The sequence below is a fragment of the Sphingomonas glacialis genome (assembly GCF_006439055.1).
Classification (GTDB): domain Bacteria; phylum Pseudomonadota; class Alphaproteobacteria; order Sphingomonadales; family Sphingomonadaceae; genus Sphingomonas; species Sphingomonas glacialis_A.
Genome location: NZ_RCZC01000003.1, coordinates 422,365 through 437,981, shown reverse-complemented (window position 1 = coordinate 437,981; position 15,617 = coordinate 422,365). Strand labels below are relative to the sequence as shown.

Annotated in this window: 15 protein-coding genes; 11 read left to right on the top strand and 4 right to left on the bottom strand. The window is 68.3% G+C overall.

What is annotated here, in order from left to right; all coding sequences use genetic code 11:
* Window positions 1-28: 28 nt before the first annotated feature.
* The 6 genes from pyrE to maiA all read left to right on the top strand — a co-directional run bounded on the left by pyrE (window position 29) and on the right by maiA (window position 4,462).
* Window positions 29-610: an orotate phosphoribosyltransferase gene (gene pyrE, locus EAH76_RS13880; RefSeq protein ID WP_140850856.1), complete on the top strand. Its 582-nt coding sequence runs from the start codon at window positions 29-31 to the stop codon at window positions 608-610.
* Complete coding sequence (locus tag EAH76_RS13875) at window positions 607-1,335, top strand: pyridoxine 5'-phosphate synthase (RefSeq protein WP_140850855.1); 729 nt, start codon at window positions 607-609, stop codon at window positions 1,333-1,335. The genes pyrE and EAH76_RS13875 overlap by 4 nt, the downstream gene beginning before the upstream one ends.
* Before the next feature lie 124 nt (window positions 1,336-1,459).
* Window positions 1,460-1,870: a holo-ACP synthase gene (gene acpS / locus EAH76_RS13870; protein WP_140850854.1), complete on the top strand. Its 411-nt coding sequence runs from the start codon at window positions 1,460-1,462 to the stop codon at window positions 1,868-1,870.
* Window positions 1,867-2,769, top strand: a complete 903-nt coding sequence (gene lepB / locus EAH76_RS13865) for a signal peptidase I (RefSeq protein WP_140850853.1) — start codon at window positions 1,867-1,869, stop codon at window positions 2,767-2,769. The genes acpS and lepB overlap by 4 nt, the downstream gene beginning before the upstream one ends.
* Complete coding sequence (locus tag EAH76_RS13860; RefSeq protein ID WP_140850852.1) at window positions 2,766-3,830, top strand: AI-2E family transporter; 1,065 nt, start codon at window positions 2,766-2,768, stop codon at window positions 3,828-3,830. The genes lepB and EAH76_RS13860 overlap by 4 nt, the downstream gene beginning before the upstream one ends.
* The gene (maiA, locus tag EAH76_RS13855; protein WP_140850851.1) at window positions 3,827-4,462 is read left to right on the top strand and encodes a maleylacetoacetate isomerase; all 636 of its coding nucleotides are present in this window, start codon (window positions 3,827-3,829) and stop codon (window positions 4,460-4,462) included. Before EAH76_RS13860 ends, maiA begins: the two co-directional genes overlap by 4 nt.
* Window positions 4,463-4,483: 21 nt before the next feature.
* Here the strand turns inward: maiA and EAH76_RS13850 are convergent, their stop codons facing one another.
* Window positions 4,484-5,587, bottom strand: a complete 1,104-nt coding sequence (locus EAH76_RS13850; RefSeq protein ID WP_140850850.1) for a glycosyltransferase — start codon at window positions 5,585-5,587, stop codon at window positions 4,484-4,486.
* 193 nt (window positions 5,588-5,780) lie between these two features.
* Here EAH76_RS13850 and EAH76_RS13845 point away from each other — a divergent pair, with 193 nt between their 5' ends.
* Genes EAH76_RS13845 through EAH76_RS13835 form a run of 3 tightly spaced genes read left to right on the top strand, consistent with a single transcriptional unit; the run spans window position 5,781 to window position 8,483 of the window.
* Complete coding sequence (locus tag EAH76_RS13845) at window positions 5,781-6,746, top strand: hypothetical protein (RefSeq protein WP_431357990.1); 966 nt, start codon at window positions 5,781-5,783, stop codon at window positions 6,744-6,746.
* Between the two features lie 2 nt (window positions 6,747-6,748).
* The gene (locus EAH76_RS13840; RefSeq protein ID WP_140850848.1) at window positions 6,749-7,273 is read left to right on the top strand and encodes a DUF2141 domain-containing protein; all 525 of its coding nucleotides are present in this window, start codon (window positions 6,749-6,751) and stop codon (window positions 7,271-7,273) included.
* Window positions 7,274-7,280: 7 nt separating this feature from the next.
* Window positions 7,281-8,483 carry a glycosyltransferase gene (locus tag EAH76_RS13835; protein ID WP_140850847.1) on the top strand — a complete coding sequence of 401 codons (1,203 nt, stop codon included), beginning with the start codon at window positions 7,281-7,283 and terminating at the stop codon, window positions 8,481-8,483.
* Here the strand turns inward: EAH76_RS13835 and EAH76_RS13830 are convergent.
* The gene (locus EAH76_RS13830; RefSeq protein ID WP_140850846.1) at window positions 8,468-9,898 is read right to left on the bottom strand and encodes a hypothetical protein; all 1,431 of its coding nucleotides are present in this window, start codon (window positions 9,896-9,898) and stop codon (window positions 8,468-8,470) included. The two genes, EAH76_RS13835 and EAH76_RS13830, sit on opposite strands and share 16 nt — an antisense overlap.
* 81 nt (window positions 9,899-9,979) lie before the next feature.
* Window positions 9,980-11,410 (bottom strand): DUF2029 domain-containing protein, encoded by a 1,431-nt coding sequence (locus EAH76_RS13825; protein ID WP_241659694.1) that lies wholly within the window; start codon window positions 11,408-11,410, stop codon window positions 9,980-9,982.
* A gap of 99 nt (window positions 11,411-11,509) precedes the next feature.
* Between EAH76_RS13825 and EAH76_RS13820 the strand changes: the two genes are divergently transcribed.
* Together EAH76_RS13820 and EAH76_RS13815 are read left to right on the top strand one after the other, a co-directional pair.
* Window positions 11,510-13,135: an alkaline phosphatase D family protein gene (locus tag EAH76_RS13820; protein WP_140850844.1), complete on the top strand. Its 1,626-nt coding sequence runs from the start codon at window positions 11,510-11,512 to the stop codon at window positions 13,133-13,135.
* Between the two features lie 81 nt (window positions 13,136-13,216).
* Window positions 13,217-14,221 (top strand): LacI family DNA-binding transcriptional regulator, encoded by a 1,005-nt coding sequence (locus tag EAH76_RS13815; protein WP_140850843.1) that lies wholly within the window; start codon window positions 13,217-13,219, stop codon window positions 14,219-14,221.
* 154 nt (window positions 14,222-14,375) lie between these two features.
* Here the strand turns inward: EAH76_RS13815 and EAH76_RS13805 are convergent, their stop codons facing one another.
* The gene (locus EAH76_RS13805; protein WP_140851004.1) at window positions 14,376-15,416 is read right to left on the bottom strand and encodes a YeiH family protein; all 1,041 of its coding nucleotides are present in this window, start codon (window positions 15,414-15,416) and stop codon (window positions 14,376-14,378) included.
* Between the last annotated feature and the right edge of the window lie 201 nt (window positions 15,417-15,617).

Here is a 15,617-nt window from a genome sequence, read left to right as displayed (position 1 = left end):
CGCCTCTTCGCTTCAGGACGGAACCAGCATGACCGACGCCGATGTTCTCGCCGAATTCCGCGCTGCCGAGGCGTTGCTCGAGGGGCATTTCATCCTGTCGTCGGGGCTGCGCAGCGGCCGTTACCTGCAATGCGCCCGCGTCCTGATGGACCCGGCGCGCGGCGCGCGGCTGGCCGAGGCGCTCGTCGCACGGCTGCCGGCCGAGTTGCGCGCGAGCATTGCCGCGGTGATCTCGCCCGCGATGGGCGGCGTGATCGCTGGGCATGAGATGGGCCGCGCGCTCGGCGTGCCGGCGATGTTCCTCGAACGGCCCGAGGGCGTGTTCGAACTCCGCCGCGGTTTCCGCATCGAACCCGGCACCAAGGTGCTGATGATGGAGGACGTCGTCACCACCGGCCTGTCCTCGCGCGAGGCGATCGCCGCGATCGCGCGCGCCGGCGGCGAGACCGTCGCAGCGGCGGCGCTGGTCGACCGCTCGAGCGGGACCGCCGAGCTCGGCGTGCCGTTCTTCCCGCTGATCCGGCTCGACGTGCCGACCTACGCCGCCGACGCCCTGCCCCCCGAACTCGCAGCGATCCCCGCGATCAAGCCCGGGAGCCGCGCGGCATGAGCCGCGAGCTGCGCCTCGGCGTCAACATCGACCATGTCGCAACGGTGCGGAACGCGCGCGGTGCCGGTTATCCTGATCCGGTGCGCGCTGCCTTGCTTGCCGCCGAAGCCGGTGCCGATGGCATCACCGCGCATCTGCGCGAGGATCGGCGCCACATCACCGACGACGATATCGCCCGGTTGTCCGAGCAACTGACGATCCCGCTCAACCTCGAGATGGCGGCGACCGACGAGATGCTCGCGATTGCGCTGCGCCATCGGCCGCATGCCGCGTGCATCGTGCCCGAAAAGCGCGAGGAAGTGACGACCGAAGGGGGACTCGACGCCGCTGGGCGCTTCGATCGCCTCGAACCGCTGGTTAGCGCGTTGCGTGACGCCGGGATCCGCGTCTCGCTGTTCATCGAACCCGATGCGCGCCAGATCGACGCCGCGATCCGGCTCGGCGCGCCGGTGATCGAGCTGCATACCGGCCGCTATTGCGATCTCGCCGGCGAAGCGCAGACAGCGGAGCTGCGTCGCCTGGCCGATGCCGCAGCGCTTGCGGCGAAGAACGGTATCGAGGTTCATGCTGGGCACGGCCTGACTTACGCCAATGTCGCGCCGATCGCGGCGATCCCGCAGGTGCGCGAATTGAACATCGGGCATTTCCTGGTGGGCGAGGCGCTGTTCGTCGGGCTCGACGAAGCGGTCCGCCAGATGCGCGCGGCGATGGACGCGGCGCGGTGAGGGGCACTTCTTCTTCCCCCCTCCCGCTTGCGGGAGGGGCTGGGGGAGGGCCTGTTCCTACGAGCTCGGCACTCGAGGCACGCCCCTCCCCTAACCCCTCCCGCAAGCGGGAGGGGAATCTGCGATGATCATCGGCATCGGTTCGGACCTGTGCAATATCGAGCGAATCCAGGCCTCGCTCGATCGCTTCGGCGCGCGCTTCGAAAATCGCGTGTTCACCCCGCTCGAACAGGCGAAGGCCGCCCGGCGCCCGTTCACCAAGGCCGGCACGCTCGCCAAGCGCTTTGCCGCCAAGGAAGCTTTTTCAAAAGCCGTCGGTACCGGATTCAAGGCTGGCGTGTTCATGCGGGATATCGGCGTCGTCAACGCGCCCTCGGGTGCGCCGACATTGGCGCTGACCGGCGGGGCAAAGGCGAGGCTTGACGCAATCACGCCCGACGGCCACGTCGCGATGCTACATTTGACGATGACCGACGATCACCCCTGGGCGCAGGCCTTCGTGATCATCGAAGCGGTCATGAAGGACAGCGTATGAGTGAGGATGTGGCCCTGCGCACGCAAGAGACTATGGAGCCCGTCCCGAACGAGCCCGCGACACAGCCCAAAAAGGCGCGGACCGATTGGGCAGGCGAAGTGCGCGGCATCTTCTGGCTGATCCTCGCGGTGCTCGGCTTCCATACCTTCATCGCCAAGCCTTTCTACATCCCGTCGGAATCGATGCTGCCGGGGCTGCTCGTCGGCGATCAACTCGTCGTGAGCAAATTCCCCTACGGCTGGTCGTTCGTCTCGCCGACCTTCCATCTGCTGCCCTTCATCAAGGGCCGCCTGCTCGGCCATCTGCCAGAACGCGGCGACGTCGTGATCGTCACGCCCCCCGGCACCGAGACCGATTATATCAAGCGGTTGATCGGCCTCCCCGGCGACCGGCTCGAAGTGCGCGACGGCACCGTCATCCTCAACGGCGTGCCGGTGAAGCGCGGACCGCTGCATTATGTCGACATCCCCAATTATGGCGGCGTCCAGCTCCCCGCCCCCGAACGCGCGACGTGCGATCTCGGCGACGACGCGCTGCGTACCGGCCCCGATGGCAAGACCGTCTGCCACGTCCCCGTCATCACCGAGACGCTGCCCAATGGGCGGCATTACGACACGGTCGAGCTCGGGCCGTCGATCGGCGACAATTACAAGGAAGTGACGATTCCGGCGGGCCACGTCTTCCTGATGGGCGACAATCGCGATCGCAGCGCCGACAGCCGCTTCAGTCTCGCCGAACAGGGCCTGGGCGGCCCCGTCCCGTGGGAATATCTCGGCGGTCGTGCCGAATTCATCACCTTCTCGAAGACGGGTCTTGGAAGCTGGAACCCGCTGACCTGGGGCCAGTCGTTCCGCGGCGGCCGCGCCGGCACCTCGTTGCACGCGGCGCGGACCCAGTGAGCGACACCCCCGCCCACCCCCCGATCGTCACCGAGCCCGCGCCCAACGAACTGCGCGATCCCTTCGTGCGGCAGGAATTGAAGCGCGCGACGGTGTGGCTCGGCCTGGCCGGCGCGATCGCGCTCGTCGTGTTGCTGGTGCAGCCGCTGCTGATCATCTTCGGCGGGCTGGTCTTCGCTTCGATGCTCGACGGTGGGGTGCGGCTGCTCGGGCGCGTGCTGCCGATCGGGCGGGCGTGGCGGCTGGCGATCGTCGTCATCCTGACCGTGCTGTTCATCGCGGTCGTCTGCTACCTGACCGGCGCCGGGATCACGCAACAGTTCGAGCAACTGCGCACCACGCTGATGACGCAGGCGACCAAGCTGATCGACTGGGCGTCGCAAAAGGGGATCATGCCGGGCAAGGCCGATCTCAACGGCATCATGCAGCAGGCGCTCGGCTCGTTCGGCAAGCTCACCTCGTATCTCGGCATCGCCTTCGGCGCGCTCGCGAGTCTCATCATGGTGCTGGTGATCGGCCTGTTCATCGCGATGGAGCCGCGGCTCTACGAAGGCGGGCTGCAGTGGATGGTGCCGAGCGACCAGCGCAAGCGCTTCTCGGGCACGATCGAGCAGATGGCGACGACGATGCGCCGGCTGCTCGCCGGGCGCCTGTTCGGCATGGCGATCGAGGGCGTGATGACCGGCATCGCGCTCGCCATCGCAGGCGTGCCGATGGCATTGGTGCTCGGCATCATCACCGGCATCCTCGCCTTCGTCCCCAATATCGGCGCGATCACCAGCGGGATCATCATGATCTCGGTCGGCTTCAGCGCGGGGATGAACACGGGGCTCGCCGCGATCGGCATCTATATCTTCATCCAGGGGCTCGACGGTTATGTCGTCATCCCGATGGTAGCCAAGCGCACCGTCGATCTCCCGCCGGCGCTGACGCTGTCGATGCAGATCCTCGCCGGCACGCTGTTCGGCATTATCGGCCTGACGCTCGCCGACCCGATGACCGCGATGATCAAGGTCGCGCTCGAGCGCAGCTCGGAGAAGGAAGCGGACGCCGAGGCATGATCCTCTACGATTATTGGCGCTCCTCGGCGGCGTATCGCGTGCGGATCGCGCTTAATCTCAAGGGCATTGCCTATGAGAGCGTGGCGATCGATCTGGTGCAGGGCGCGCAGCACGCGCCCGAATATGTCGCGCGCAACCCGCAAGGGCTGCTGCCCGCGCTCGACCTCGGCGACACGGTGTTGACGCAGAGCCTCGCGATCATCGCCTATCTCGACGCGACGCATCCAACACCCGCTTTGCTGCCGCACGATCCGGTCGCTCGGGCGCAGGCGATGGCGCAGGCGCTGGTGATCGCCGCCGACATCCATCCGATCGACAATCTGCGTGTGCTCAACCACCTCACCACGCAATTCGGCGCCGATCAGGCTGCGCGCGAAGATTGGTACAGGCATTGGATCGTCGAGGGGCTCAGCGCGCTCGAGACGATGACCGTCGCGCTGCCGGGCCCGTTCCTCGGAGGCGAGGCGCCCAATATCGCCGACATCTGCCTGGTGCCGCAGCTCTACAACGCGCGCCGATTTTCGGTGCCGCTCGACGCCTGGCCGCGCCTGGTCGCCGCCGATACCGCTGCGGCGGAAATTCCGGCGTTCGCCGCCGCGCACCCCGATCTCGTCAAACCCAGCGCGGCCTAAGCCCGCCTCAGCGATCGCGCGTCACGCCACCATCGCGAAACGCCGTTCGAGCACGACCTCGTCGAACAGATCGAGATATGCCGCCGCCGCATCCTCGCCCGGCTGCGGCACGGGCCGCGGGCGCGCGCGGCCGGGGGCGAGCCAATGGTCGAGCGCGGCGACCAATCCGCCCGCATCGCCGGGCGTGACGATCGAACCGAGCGCTGGCCGCGTGACGATCTCGCGCACCGCGACGCTCGAATCGGTGGTGATCACTGGCGTCCCGACCGCGAGCGACTCGCGCAGCACGCCGGGAACGCCCTCGAAATCGGAAACCAATGCGAGCGCCGCCGCACGCGCGATCACCGGCGTCGGATCGGCGACATGCCCCGGAAGGGAGACGCGCCCGCCAAGCCCCAAAGCGGCGATCTGCGCCTCGAGCGCGGCACGCTCGGCACCCTCGCCCAGAATCATCAGCGCGATATCGCGATCGGCAATCCGGTCGAACGCGTCGATCAGCCGGTCCCAGCGCTTTTGTGGCGCGAGTCGTCCGACCCCCAGCAGAAACCGCCCGGCCGGCATCTCGGGCAGCGGGGCGTCGCGCACCGCGCGGACCGGCGGATTGGGAATGACGCTCAACATCGCGCGACTCGCGCCCATTTCGGCGCAGGCTTCGTCGGCCATCGCCGGGCTCATCGCCACCAGCCGATCGACGAAGCTTGGATGACAGCGCAGCCAGCGCCGATACGCCATCGCGAATGCGGGGCCGTGGTCGCGGCGGACCAGCGCGTTCGAGATCTTCGCGACGATCGGCGGGCACGCGCGCCCGAGCCGCATTTTGGTCCAGGCGGCGAGCGCGGAATAATGGTTGCCCGGGCAGAACAGGACGTCTGGCCCGATCTCGTGCGTCAAACTGGCGAGCCCGCCCATCCCGATCATCGATGTCCGCCCGAGCAGCCGCGTCTCGACTCCATCGGGAAGGTCGCGCGCGAGCGGCCCCGCGGCATCGCCGAGCACCAGCGTCACGCGCCGGCCGAGATCGCTCCAGCCGCGCACGAGCCGGAGCAGCGCCTTCTCGACACCGCCGCCCTCAAGCGTCTGAGCGAAGGCGAGAATGTGCGCAGCGGGAGGTCGTGGGCTCAACATGGAGGCATGCTAACGTGCGTTTGTAGCAAAAGTTTCCCAAGCGCGCAGTCCGACCACGATGACCTGCCAGCTTTTTCCGACCGCCCGGCGCGGCCGTGCCGGAAATTGCCGCGCCACACTTCTGCCGTTAAGCCGCGCCAATGGACCGTCTCGACCGGTTTGAACCAGCGGACAAACGCGCCACGTGACACAGATGAAGACCGGCCCCGGGATCGGCGCTGCGACCCCCGGGTCGGGAGCCTATGCCCCCTTGCCCCCCCTGCCGGGATTGACCGGCACCGCTGACCTTGCCGGATTGGAGCCGATGGCGCCGCTCAAGCGCCGCTGGCCGTCCTATCTCGGCGCCGCGGTCACGGTGGTGATGATCGTCTGGCTCGGGCTCAAGCTGCGCGCGCTCGGCGTCGACAGCCTGCTCGCGGCGATGCCGACCAACCCGCTGTTCTACGTCTTCTTCGCTTTGCTCTATATCGCGCCGGTCACCGGCGACTTCATCATCTTTCGGCGGTTGTGGGGAATCCCGGCCGCGGGTTTCGTCGCGCTGACCAAGAAGCGAATCGCCAACGACATCCTCAATTATTCGGGCGAGGCGTATTTCTACGCCTGGGCGCGGCAACGCTCGTCGATGGTCGCAGCGCCGTTCGGCGCGGTGAAGGACGTCAGCATCCTCTCGGCGATCGCCGGCAACATGGTGACGCTGGCGATGATCGCCGTCGCCATGCCGCTCGGCATCGGGCTGCTGACGCCGCACGGGCTGCACAATGCGATCTGGTCGGTCGTCGCGGTGTTCGCGATGTCGCTGCCGTTCCTGATCTTTTCGAAGCGGGTCTTCTCTCTGCCGCGCGCGACCTTGTGGTGGATCTTCGGAATCCACTGCCTGCGGCTGATCGCGGGCTGCGTGCTGATCGCCTTCACCTGGCATTTCGGCCTGCCGACCGTCACGCTCGGCATGTGGCTGCTGCTCTCGGCGGCGCGGATGATCGTCGGGCGCTTGCCGCTCGTGCCGAACAAGGACCTTCTTTTCGCCACCTTCGCCACCCTATTGATCGGGCAGGATGCCGAGCTGTCGGTGCTGATTGCGGTGACGGCGGCGTTGCCCCTGCTCGTCCATGTCGTGCTGGTCGCGATCTTCGGGCTGGTCGGCCTGGTGAGGAAGAATTGAAGATGCGCAAGATTCTGGCTGGGGTGGCAGCGCTGCTCGCGGCGACAGGGCTTCCTGCGGCGGCGCCGGCGGCACAGGTCCTCGGCAGCGATGCCGCGGCGTGCAGCAGCGGCGGCCCGGCGATCCGCGTCAACGTCGATGGGTTGAAGGACCGCACCGGCGAATTGAAGCTCGAACTCTATCCCGCGACCGAGGCCGATTTCCTCAAGGACGATCGCGACCTGATCAAGGAAGGCAAGTTCTTCCGCCGCGTCCGCCTGCCCACGCCGCAGACCGGCCCGATCAGCCTGTGCATCCGCGTGCCGACGCCTGGCCCCTATGCGCTGCTCTTCACGCACAATCGCGACGGCAAGAACAAGTTCAACTTCTGGGCCGACGGCGCGGGCTTTGCCAGCAACGTCAAGCTCGGCCGTACGCGCCCCAAGCTCGACATGGCGCGGATCGAAGTGCCCGAGGGGGTTGTGACGACGACCATTCATGCCCAATATCTGCGTGGGCTCGGTGGTTTCGGCCCGCTCGGGAGCTGATCCTGCGATGCGTATCGTCGACGTCAACGAATTCTACTCGCCGACCGGTGGCGGGGTGCGCACCTATATCGATCGCAAGATGGGGATCATGTCCGACCTCGGGCATGAACTGATCGTGCTCGCGCCCGGCCGCGAAAATGCGGTCGAGGAGCGCCCCGGCGGCGGCAAGGTGATCTGGATCCAGACCGGGCATCTGCCGCTCGACCAGAATTACGGATTGTTCTGGGACGCCGCGCCGATCCTGCGCTGGCTCGACGAACTGCAACCCGACGTCGTCGAGACGTCGTCGCCGTGGCGCCTGCCGTGGGTGATCGGCAAGTGGCAGCCGAAATATGCGGGAGGCGCGGTCAAGGCGTTCTTCATGCACAACGACAATATGGCCGCCTATGCGCTGCGCTGGTTCGAAGGGATGGCGCCGCAGGAGCGGCTCGAACAGGCGTTCGATTGGTACAGCCGCTACATGTCGCGCTTCCTCAAGCATTTCGATGCGGTCGTCACCAACGGCCCGGCGCTCGAAAAGCGGCTCAAGGGCCGCGGGGTGCATATCGACGCGTCGATGCCGCTCGGCATCGAGCGTGGCCATTTCTCGCCCGATCTGCGCGACGACCGGCTGCGCGCGGCGTTGCTCGCGCAGTGCGACCTGCCGCCGAGCGGGCATTTGCTGCTCGGGCTCGGGCGGCATCATCCCGAGAAGCGCTGGCGGCTGGTGATCGACGCGGTCGAGCGCGCCGGATCGGAGCTGCCGGTCGGGCTGATCCTGCTCGGCAACGGCGTCGAAAGCCGTCAGATCGAGGCGCGGATCGCCGGATCGCCGCACATCCGCATGTTCCGCCCGGTCTATGACCGCGAGCGGCTCGCGCGGATCGTCGCGAGCTGCGACGCGCTGATCCATGGGTCCGAGGCCGAGCCGTTCGGACTCGTCGCGTCGGAGGCGATGGCGGGTGGCCTGCCGCTGATCGTGCCCGACACCGGCGGCTGCGCCGAAGTCGCCGATCCCTATGCGTCCGAATTCTACACCGCGCGCGATGCGCAGAGCGCGGCGATGGCGATCCACCGGCTGTTCGCGCGCGACCAGCGCGTGCTGCGCCGCGCGGCGCTCGTCGCCGCGACCAAGGTGCGCAGCGACCGCGACCATGCGATCGACCTGATGGCCTATTATCAGGGTCTGGTCGACGCCAAGCGGGCGCTTCCGCTTCAGCGCAGCGCGTAAACCGCGATCCGGCTGCCGCCGAGCGGCAGATCGGCGCGCTGGCGATAATGGGCGGCGACATAGCGCTCGAACAGCGCGCGCAGCTCGGCGCGCTCACCGCGATAGCGCGCGCCGAGCACGACGACCGCCGGCCGCAGCGCGAGGATCCGTTCGAGCTCGCTCTGTTGGTCCGCGCCGATCGCGCCGCGCTCGCGCGCCTGGCCGATATGGCGCGGGAAGCGGTAGCGCGTCAGCATGCAGCGATCCGCCATCGGATAGAGCATCGGCGATCCCGAGAAGACATAGAGACACCCCGGACCGTGCCCGATCGACCGCGTGATCGCCGCGAATTGCGCGGGTGTCCCGCGCTCGTGCCGCTTGACCAGCAAAACGACCTGCGAGGCGAGCAGGACGACGATCAGCAGCGGCGCACGCACCCGGATCGCACGGTAATGCTGGGCGAAGAACCCCGCCGCGCAGACGCACAGCGGCACCAGCAGCGGCAAGGCATAATGATCGAAATAGCCGCGGAACACCAACACGCCGAGCCCTGCGACGATCGCCCAGCCGAACAGCCAGCGCCGCAGCGGCCACCGCGTGGCTTCGGTGCTCGGGCAGCGCGCGGCGAGGATCGCCATCGCGATCAGCGGTGAAAGGATCAACAGCATCAGTGCGAGATTGCCGAGCTCGTGCGTGATCGGATCGCCACCGCGCGCGCCGATCGAGGCGAAATTGGCATAGACGAAGGCGTCGCCATGCCCGTGCGCCCAGAACCACGCCAGTGCCGCAAGCGTCGGCAGCGCGGCGAGCGCCGCGAGCGGGACCGCCAACAGCGCTACGCGCCACCAGCGCTGGCCGAGCCGCCATTCGCGCCACATCCACCACAGGCCGAAGAACAGCCCTTCGAACACCACGGTATATTTGATCTGCAACGCCAGCCCGACCAGCGCGAGCGCGGCGCACCCCTGCACGAAGCGGCGCCTCGCCTGCGCGGCATCGTCTGGCCGCGGCGCGAGCAGGCTCGCCGCGCTGACCATCAGCAGATTGTAGAAGACCGGGGTCTGCCCGCCCTCGCCTTCGAGCAGATTGAGCCACAGCAGATAGGCGATCGCGGCTGGCAGTGCGCCCTTCGCCCAGCCCGCACGATCCGCCAGCCGCGCGATCAGCGTCGCGGTCGCGGTAACGCTCGCCAGCGCCAGCGCCTGATACGCCCAGATGCCGAGCGGAAGCCCCAGGGCGGCGGCCGGCACATAGAGCAGGAACAGCCCGACCGGCTTACGGTCCCACACATCGACATAGGGGATCGCCCCGTGCGCGATCGCCTGCGCGGTCGCGAAATAGAATTCTTCGTCGACATGGAGGATCGGGTTGCCGAAGGTCAGCGCCCTGACGAGCAAGGCGACCGCGAACAGCATGACCCAGCGCGGCATGGGCATGGCGGACCGGAAGGTGGAAGCGGCAATATCCGGCACGGCCTCGGGCTAACGGGGCATTCGGGCGAAACGAGGGCGCGAATGTTACCGAATGTACAGTCGGAAGCGCGCACTATCGAGCGGCACCGCGCGATACTGCCGCGTTCGCGCCCACTCCTCGAGCCGGGCATCGAGCGCGACATCGCCGCTGCTCCAGCCGCCTTCGCCGCCGACCAGGACCGTCGCGGGCGGCGATCGGTCTACCGCGGCGAGGCGATCCGCCGAGACGAGGTGCATCGCGGCTTCGCGGTCCGCGGGAAGCAAGGCGTGGCTCCGGAAATAGAAGGGACCGGTCGCGAACCGGCGATCGGGCAACGCGTGCGTCGCGCCGAGGAATTGCGGCGAGAGCGTCGCGACGCCATCCCGCACGCCCGCCCGATCGAGCGCAGCCCCGATCGCGCGCGCCTCGCTCAGCGCCGCCGGCAGCGAAGTTGCGCCGCGCGACTGTATCGCCGTGATCAGCGTCGGGGCAAGCCCGGCACCGAGCGTCACTGCGACCAGCGCCCGCATCCAGCGCGCAGGGCGCGCACGCTGCCATTCGAGCGCGAGCAGCACGAACAACGGCGGCAGCGCCGGCAGCAGATATTGCCGCCATGTCGGCAGCGGCAGCAGCGCGGCGACCAGCCCCGCGACCAGCACAAGCTCGAGCACGCCCGGCCGCCACAGCCGCCTGCGGATGACGACCAGCGCCAGCAAGGCCGGCCCCAGTGCGAGGAATTTGAGCGTGTCGACCGCCTTGCCGAGCAGCGAGAGCTTCCACGGCCGATCGGCGTAGAATTCGGCGGGCGCCACCGCCGGAAAGGTGATCGTCCCGAACACGAACGCGTCGGGTGCAAGCGCCCAGCTCCACGCCACCAATCCCACCACCGGCACCGCGCCGAGCACCACCGACAGCGGTTGATGCCGCCGGTCGAACAGCGCGTAGCCGCCATAGGCCGCTGCCGGGAACGCGTAGGACAGCTTCGCCGCCGCCGCCGCCGCAAGCAGCACCCCGACCAACACCGCCGCTGCCCGCGTCGCCCCGCCCCGTTGCGCGCGCACGATCGGGATCAGCGCCGCGGCGAGCAAGGCCGCTGGCAGCGCATCGTTGCGCGCGGTCGAGATGCTGAACAACAGTATGTCGCACGCGCCGAGCAACGCTGCCGCTGCCAGCGCGGCGCCTGCCCCCACCCCCGCCTCACGCGCCGCGCGCCAGACGCAGCCGAGGATGCAAACACCGAGCAGCGCATTGGTCAGCCGCAGCGCGAGCCAGGCATGCCATCCCGCCGCCCAGGCGATCGGCGCGAAGAGCAGCGGCTGGAGCGGCGTCTGGAGATAGGGATAGTCGCGATACGGCAGATCACCGTGCGCGCTGAGCATAGCGGCGGCGACATATTGGCTTTCGTCATGGTCGATCGGGTGAAGCAGCGCGAGCGCGACGAACACCATCAGCGCGGCCGCCAGCCAGCGCCACGGCAGTGCCATCGGTTCTGTCATGGAGCCCCCCATCGGCGCGGCATACGCCGCGGGATAGCCGCTGTCACGAACGCGCCATATCCCGGTGGCAGGGGATCGCTACCTTTTGGAGACCCGCGCATGACCATCCGTATCGACCGTCGCTCCTTCCTGCTGACCGGCTCGCTCGGGATCGGCGCCTTTGCCGTGCCGGGCTTCGCGCAGACGCCGTCGGTCGCCTCGGCGCGTGGCTTCACCCATGCCGTCGCAAGCGGCGAACCGGGCGCGGATTCGATGCTGCTGTGGACGCGCTATGTCCCCGCTGCCGGCGACACCGCCGAGGTCCGCGTCGAACTGTCCGAAACGCCCGATTTCGCACGCGTCGCAGCGGGCGGATCGCAGATCACGGGCGTGTGGCGCGATTTCACCGCCAAGATCACGGTCGACGGATTGAAGCCCGGAACGCGCTACCACTACCGCTTCGTCGCCCCCGACGGCAGCTTTTCGCCCGTCGGCACGACGCGCACGCTCCCGGTCGGCCCGGTCGATCGCTTCCGCACCGCGACCTTCTCCTGCTCGAACCTGCCCTATGGCTTTTTCAACGCTTATGCGCACGCCGCCGCACGTGACGACATCGACCTCGCAATCCATCTCGGCGACTATTTCTACGAATATCGCACGGGCGACTATCCCGCGCTCAAGGACCAGGTCGCCGGACGCGTGCCCCTGCCCGCGACCGAATTGCTCCACCTCGCCGACTATCGCATCCGCTATGCCAGCTATCGCAGCGACCCGGCGCTGCAGGCGCTCCACCAGAAGCTGCCGATGATCGTGCAATGGGACGACCACGAATCGGCCAATGACAGCTGGGAAGGCGGCGCCGAGAACCACCAGGCCGACGAAGGCGACTGGAATGCGCGCCGTGCCGCGTCGATCCAGGCGTATCGCGAATGGATGCCGGTCTCGGACGAGCCGTGGAAGGCATATGAGATCGGCACGCTCGCCACGCTGTTCCGCACCGAGACGCGCCTCCTCGCGCGCACCAAGCAGCCCGATGTCGCGCCGCTGTTCAAGGAAGCCGATCCCACCGCCGCGCTGAAGGCGTTCCGCAACGGCGCCTGGATGGATCCGGCGGTGACGATGATGGGCAGCCAGCAGGAAAGCTGGCTCAGCCATGCGATGGCGCAATCGGTCCGCACCGGTCAGCGCTGGCAGGTGGTCGGCTTCGGCACGATCATGGGCGAGACGATGATGCCGCAGGACGCGCTGAGCTGGGTCGCGCCCGATGCCCCCGCGCGGGCGAAGAACTACATCCTCGCCGGCGTCGCCGCCGCCAAGGCGGGCCTGCCGTTCAACTACGACAATTGGGGCGGCTATCCCGCGGCGCGGGCGCGCTTCCTCAAGGGCGCGCAGGCACTCGGCGCGAATTTGATCGTGCTGTCGGGCGACAGCCACAATGCCTGGGCGTACGATCTCGGGCAGGACGGCAAGGCCGCCGGCGTCGAATTCGCCGGCCACGCGGTCAGCTCGCCCGGCTACGAAGCCGCAACACGCACCGATCCCAAGGTGATCGCGGCGACCTTGGTCCGCGCCAATCCCGAGCTCAAATGGTGCGACACCTCGCGCCGCGGCTATATGGCGATGACGCTGACGCCGGCCAAGGCGAGCAACGACTGGATCATGGTGGAGACGATCAAGGCGGCGAACACCACCGCCAGCGTCGGACACACCGCGACGATCGAACGCGGCCGCAACACGATGGCATAAGCCGTCGCTCGGGGCGGATGCGTATTGCCGACCCGGCCCTGCTGCGGCACACCCGCAGCAGGGCAACGGGGAGCCGGCATTTTGCGCGTGACGATCAAGGACGTATCGCGAGTCTCGGGGGTGTCGATCAAGACCGTCTCGCGCGTCCTCAACAAGGAGCGCTATGTCGGGACCGAGACGCGCGCCAAGGTCGAGGCCGCGGTCGCCGAGCTCAACTTCCGCCCGAGCACCGCGGCGCGCTCGCTCGCGGGCAAGCGCAGCTTCCAGATTGCGCTGATCTGCGACAATCCGAGCCCCTATTACGTCTATGAGATGCAGTCGGGGATCCGCGACCGCTGCGCACAGGACGGGGTGCGGATGATCGCGCAACCCTATGACCGCAATGCCGCCACGCTGCTCGACGATATCGAGAATCTGGTCGATGCGACGCATGTCGATGGGCTGATCCTGACCCCGCCGGTGTCGGACCATCCGCAGGTGCTCGAATTGCTCGAACGGCGCGGCGTGCGCTTCGTCCGCGTCTCGCCGGGCAGTGCGGTCGATCTGGCGAGCTCGACCTTTATCGACAATGAGCGCGCGGCGCGGGTGATGACAACGCATCTGCTCGAGCTCGGCCATCGCCGGATCGGCTTCATCGCCGGGCATCCGAGCTATGCGACCAGCGGGCAGCGGATGCGCGGCTATGCGCGCGCGCTCGGGCAGGAGGGGTTGCCGCTCGATCCGATCCTGGTGCGCGAGGGCAGCTATGACTTCGCCTCGGGCGCGCAGGCGGCGGAGGAATTGCTCGCGCTCGCCGTGCCGCCGACCGCGATCTTCGCATCGAGCGACGATATGGCGGCGGGCGTGCTGACCGTCGCGCATCGCCGCGGGCTGACGGTGCCGGGGCAATTGTCGGTCGCCGGGTTCGACGATACCACGCTGGCGGGCTTCGTCTGGCCGCCGCTCACCACGATCCGGCAGCCGACGCGCGAGATGGCGTATCAGGCGGCCGATCTGCTGCTCAGCCCCGCCGACGCGCCGATCGAGCGGCGCGAAGTGGCGTTCGAACTGATCGTGCGCGAATCGACCGGGCCGGTCGGCGCGTAGCCGCTCCTCTCTCTGGAAGGGAGGGGTCGGAGGATAGCCGCTCCCCTCCCTGGAAGGGAGGGGCTGGGGGTGGGTCGGTCTGGGGCGGGCGTGACGTTCCCATTGCGAGCAACCCACCCCTCGATCCCCTCCCTTCCAGGGAGGGGAGGCGCCGTCAGCCGATCAGCAGAAGGGCTGCCGCCAGCGCCAGGCCGAACGCCACCAGCGTCGCGATCAGGATCACCAGCAGCGGCTTGGGGCCCGCCTCGAGCAATTGCGCGAGCGGCGAGCGGATCGCAGTCGCGGTCACCGCGGTCGCGAGCATCGCCGCGGCGGCCTTCTCGGCACCGCTCGCGACGATCGGCGGGATCACGCCGAACGAGTTGATCCCCGCGAGCACGAAGAAGCCGATCACGAACCACGGCACGCCCGGCCCCTTCGCGGCGCCCTCGCCCCCGCCGCCCCAACGCGCGAGGCCCATCGCCACGACCGCGAGCACCGGCGCGAGCAGCGCCACGCGCGTCAGCTTGACGATCGCGGCGATCCCGCCCGCGCCGTCCGAATAGGAATAGCCCGCGCCGAGCGCCTGCGCGACGTCGTGGATCGCCGCGCCGAGCAGGAAGCCGGCCTTGAGATCGCTCATGTGGAACGCGTGCGCGACGAGCGGATAGAGCATCATCGCGCTCGCGCTCATCGCCGAGATGCCGACCAGCACCAGCGTCAGTTGCGCCTGCGTCGTGCGCTTCTCGCCGAGCGTCGTCGCCAGCGCCATCGCCGCGCTCGCGCCGCAGATCGCGACCGATCCGCCCGCCAGGATACCGAACGCCGTATCGAAGCCGAAGCGCCGCGCGGCGAGGATCCCCGCCCCCATCGTCAGCGCGACGATCAGCACGACGCACAGCAACGCGACCGGCCCCAGCGCGACGATCTGCCCGAAGGTGATCCGCACCCCGACGAGCACGATCCCCCAGCGCAACAGCGAGCGCGAGGCGAAGGCAAGCCCCGGCGTCAACCGCGTGTCGGCGCTGAGAAAATTGAGCGCAAGGCCGATCAGCAGCGCCATCAGCGTCAGCGGCACGCCGTAATGATCCGACAGGAACCCAGCGGCGAGCGTGCCCATCGCCACCACCACAAGCCCGGGGACATAGCCGCGCCACTCATGCTTGGGCGCTGCTTCGATATCGCCATACAGGTCGCCATAGAGATCGGCAGCCATCGGGAGCGGACGTTTCGGGTATTTGCTCGCCATTCTTCCCATCCGTCATGCCGGACTTGTTCCGGCATCCACCGTGCCGCACACCGCGCCTGCGAGTATTTGCGGCGCGGTGGACCCCGGCACAAGGCCGGGGTGACGGAGCGTGGGGTCTAGCGCAAGCGCCCTCGATCTGACAACGCTGTCGCACAAAAATGACGGGAG

Bases quoted from the DNA above. Each gene is read 5' to 3' on its own strand.
- pyrE (WP_140850856.1), top strand. From the start codon at position 29: ATGACCGACGCCGATGTTCTCGCCGAATTCCGCGCTGCCGAGGCGTTG.
- EAH76_RS13875 (WP_140850855.1), top strand. From the start codon at position 607: ATGAGCCGCGAGCTGCGCCTCGGCGTCAACATCGACCATGTCGCAACG.
- acpS (WP_140850854.1), top strand. From the start codon at position 1,460: ATGATCATCGGCATCGGTTCGGACCTGTGCAATATCGAGCGAATCCAG.
- lepB (WP_140850853.1), top strand. From the start codon at position 1,867: ATGAGTGAGGATGTGGCCCTGCGCACGCAAGAGACTATGGAGCCCGTC.
- maiA (WP_140850851.1), top strand. From the start codon at position 3,827: ATGATCCTCTACGATTATTGGCGCTCCTCGGCGGCGTATCGCGTGCGG.
- EAH76_RS13850 (WP_140850850.1), bottom strand. From the start codon at position 5,587: ATGTTGAGCCCACGACCTCCCGCTGCGCACATTCTCGCCTTCGCTCAG.
- EAH76_RS13845 (WP_431357990.1), top strand. From the start codon at position 5,781: ATGAAGACCGGCCCCGGGATCGGCGCTGCGACCCCCGGGTCGGGAGCC.
- EAH76_RS13840 (WP_140850848.1), top strand. From the start codon at position 6,749: ATGCGCAAGATTCTGGCTGGGGTGGCAGCGCTGCTCGCGGCGACAGGG.
- EAH76_RS13835 (WP_140850847.1), top strand. From the start codon at position 7,281: ATGCGTATCGTCGACGTCAACGAATTCTACTCGCCGACCGGTGGCGGG.
- EAH76_RS13830 (WP_140850846.1), bottom strand. From the start codon at position 9,898: ATGCCCATGCCGCGCTGGGTCATGCTGTTCGCGGTCGCCTTGCTCGTC.
- EAH76_RS13825 (WP_241659694.1), bottom strand. From the start codon at position 11,410: ATGACAGAACCGATGGCACTGCCGTGGCGCTGGCTGGCGGCCGCGCTG.
- EAH76_RS13820 (WP_140850844.1), top strand. From the start codon at position 11,510: ATGACCATCCGTATCGACCGTCGCTCCTTCCTGCTGACCGGCTCGCTC.
- EAH76_RS13805 (WP_140851004.1), bottom strand. From the start codon at position 15,416: ATGGCTGCCGATCTCTATGGCGACCTGTATGGCGATATCGAAGCAGCG.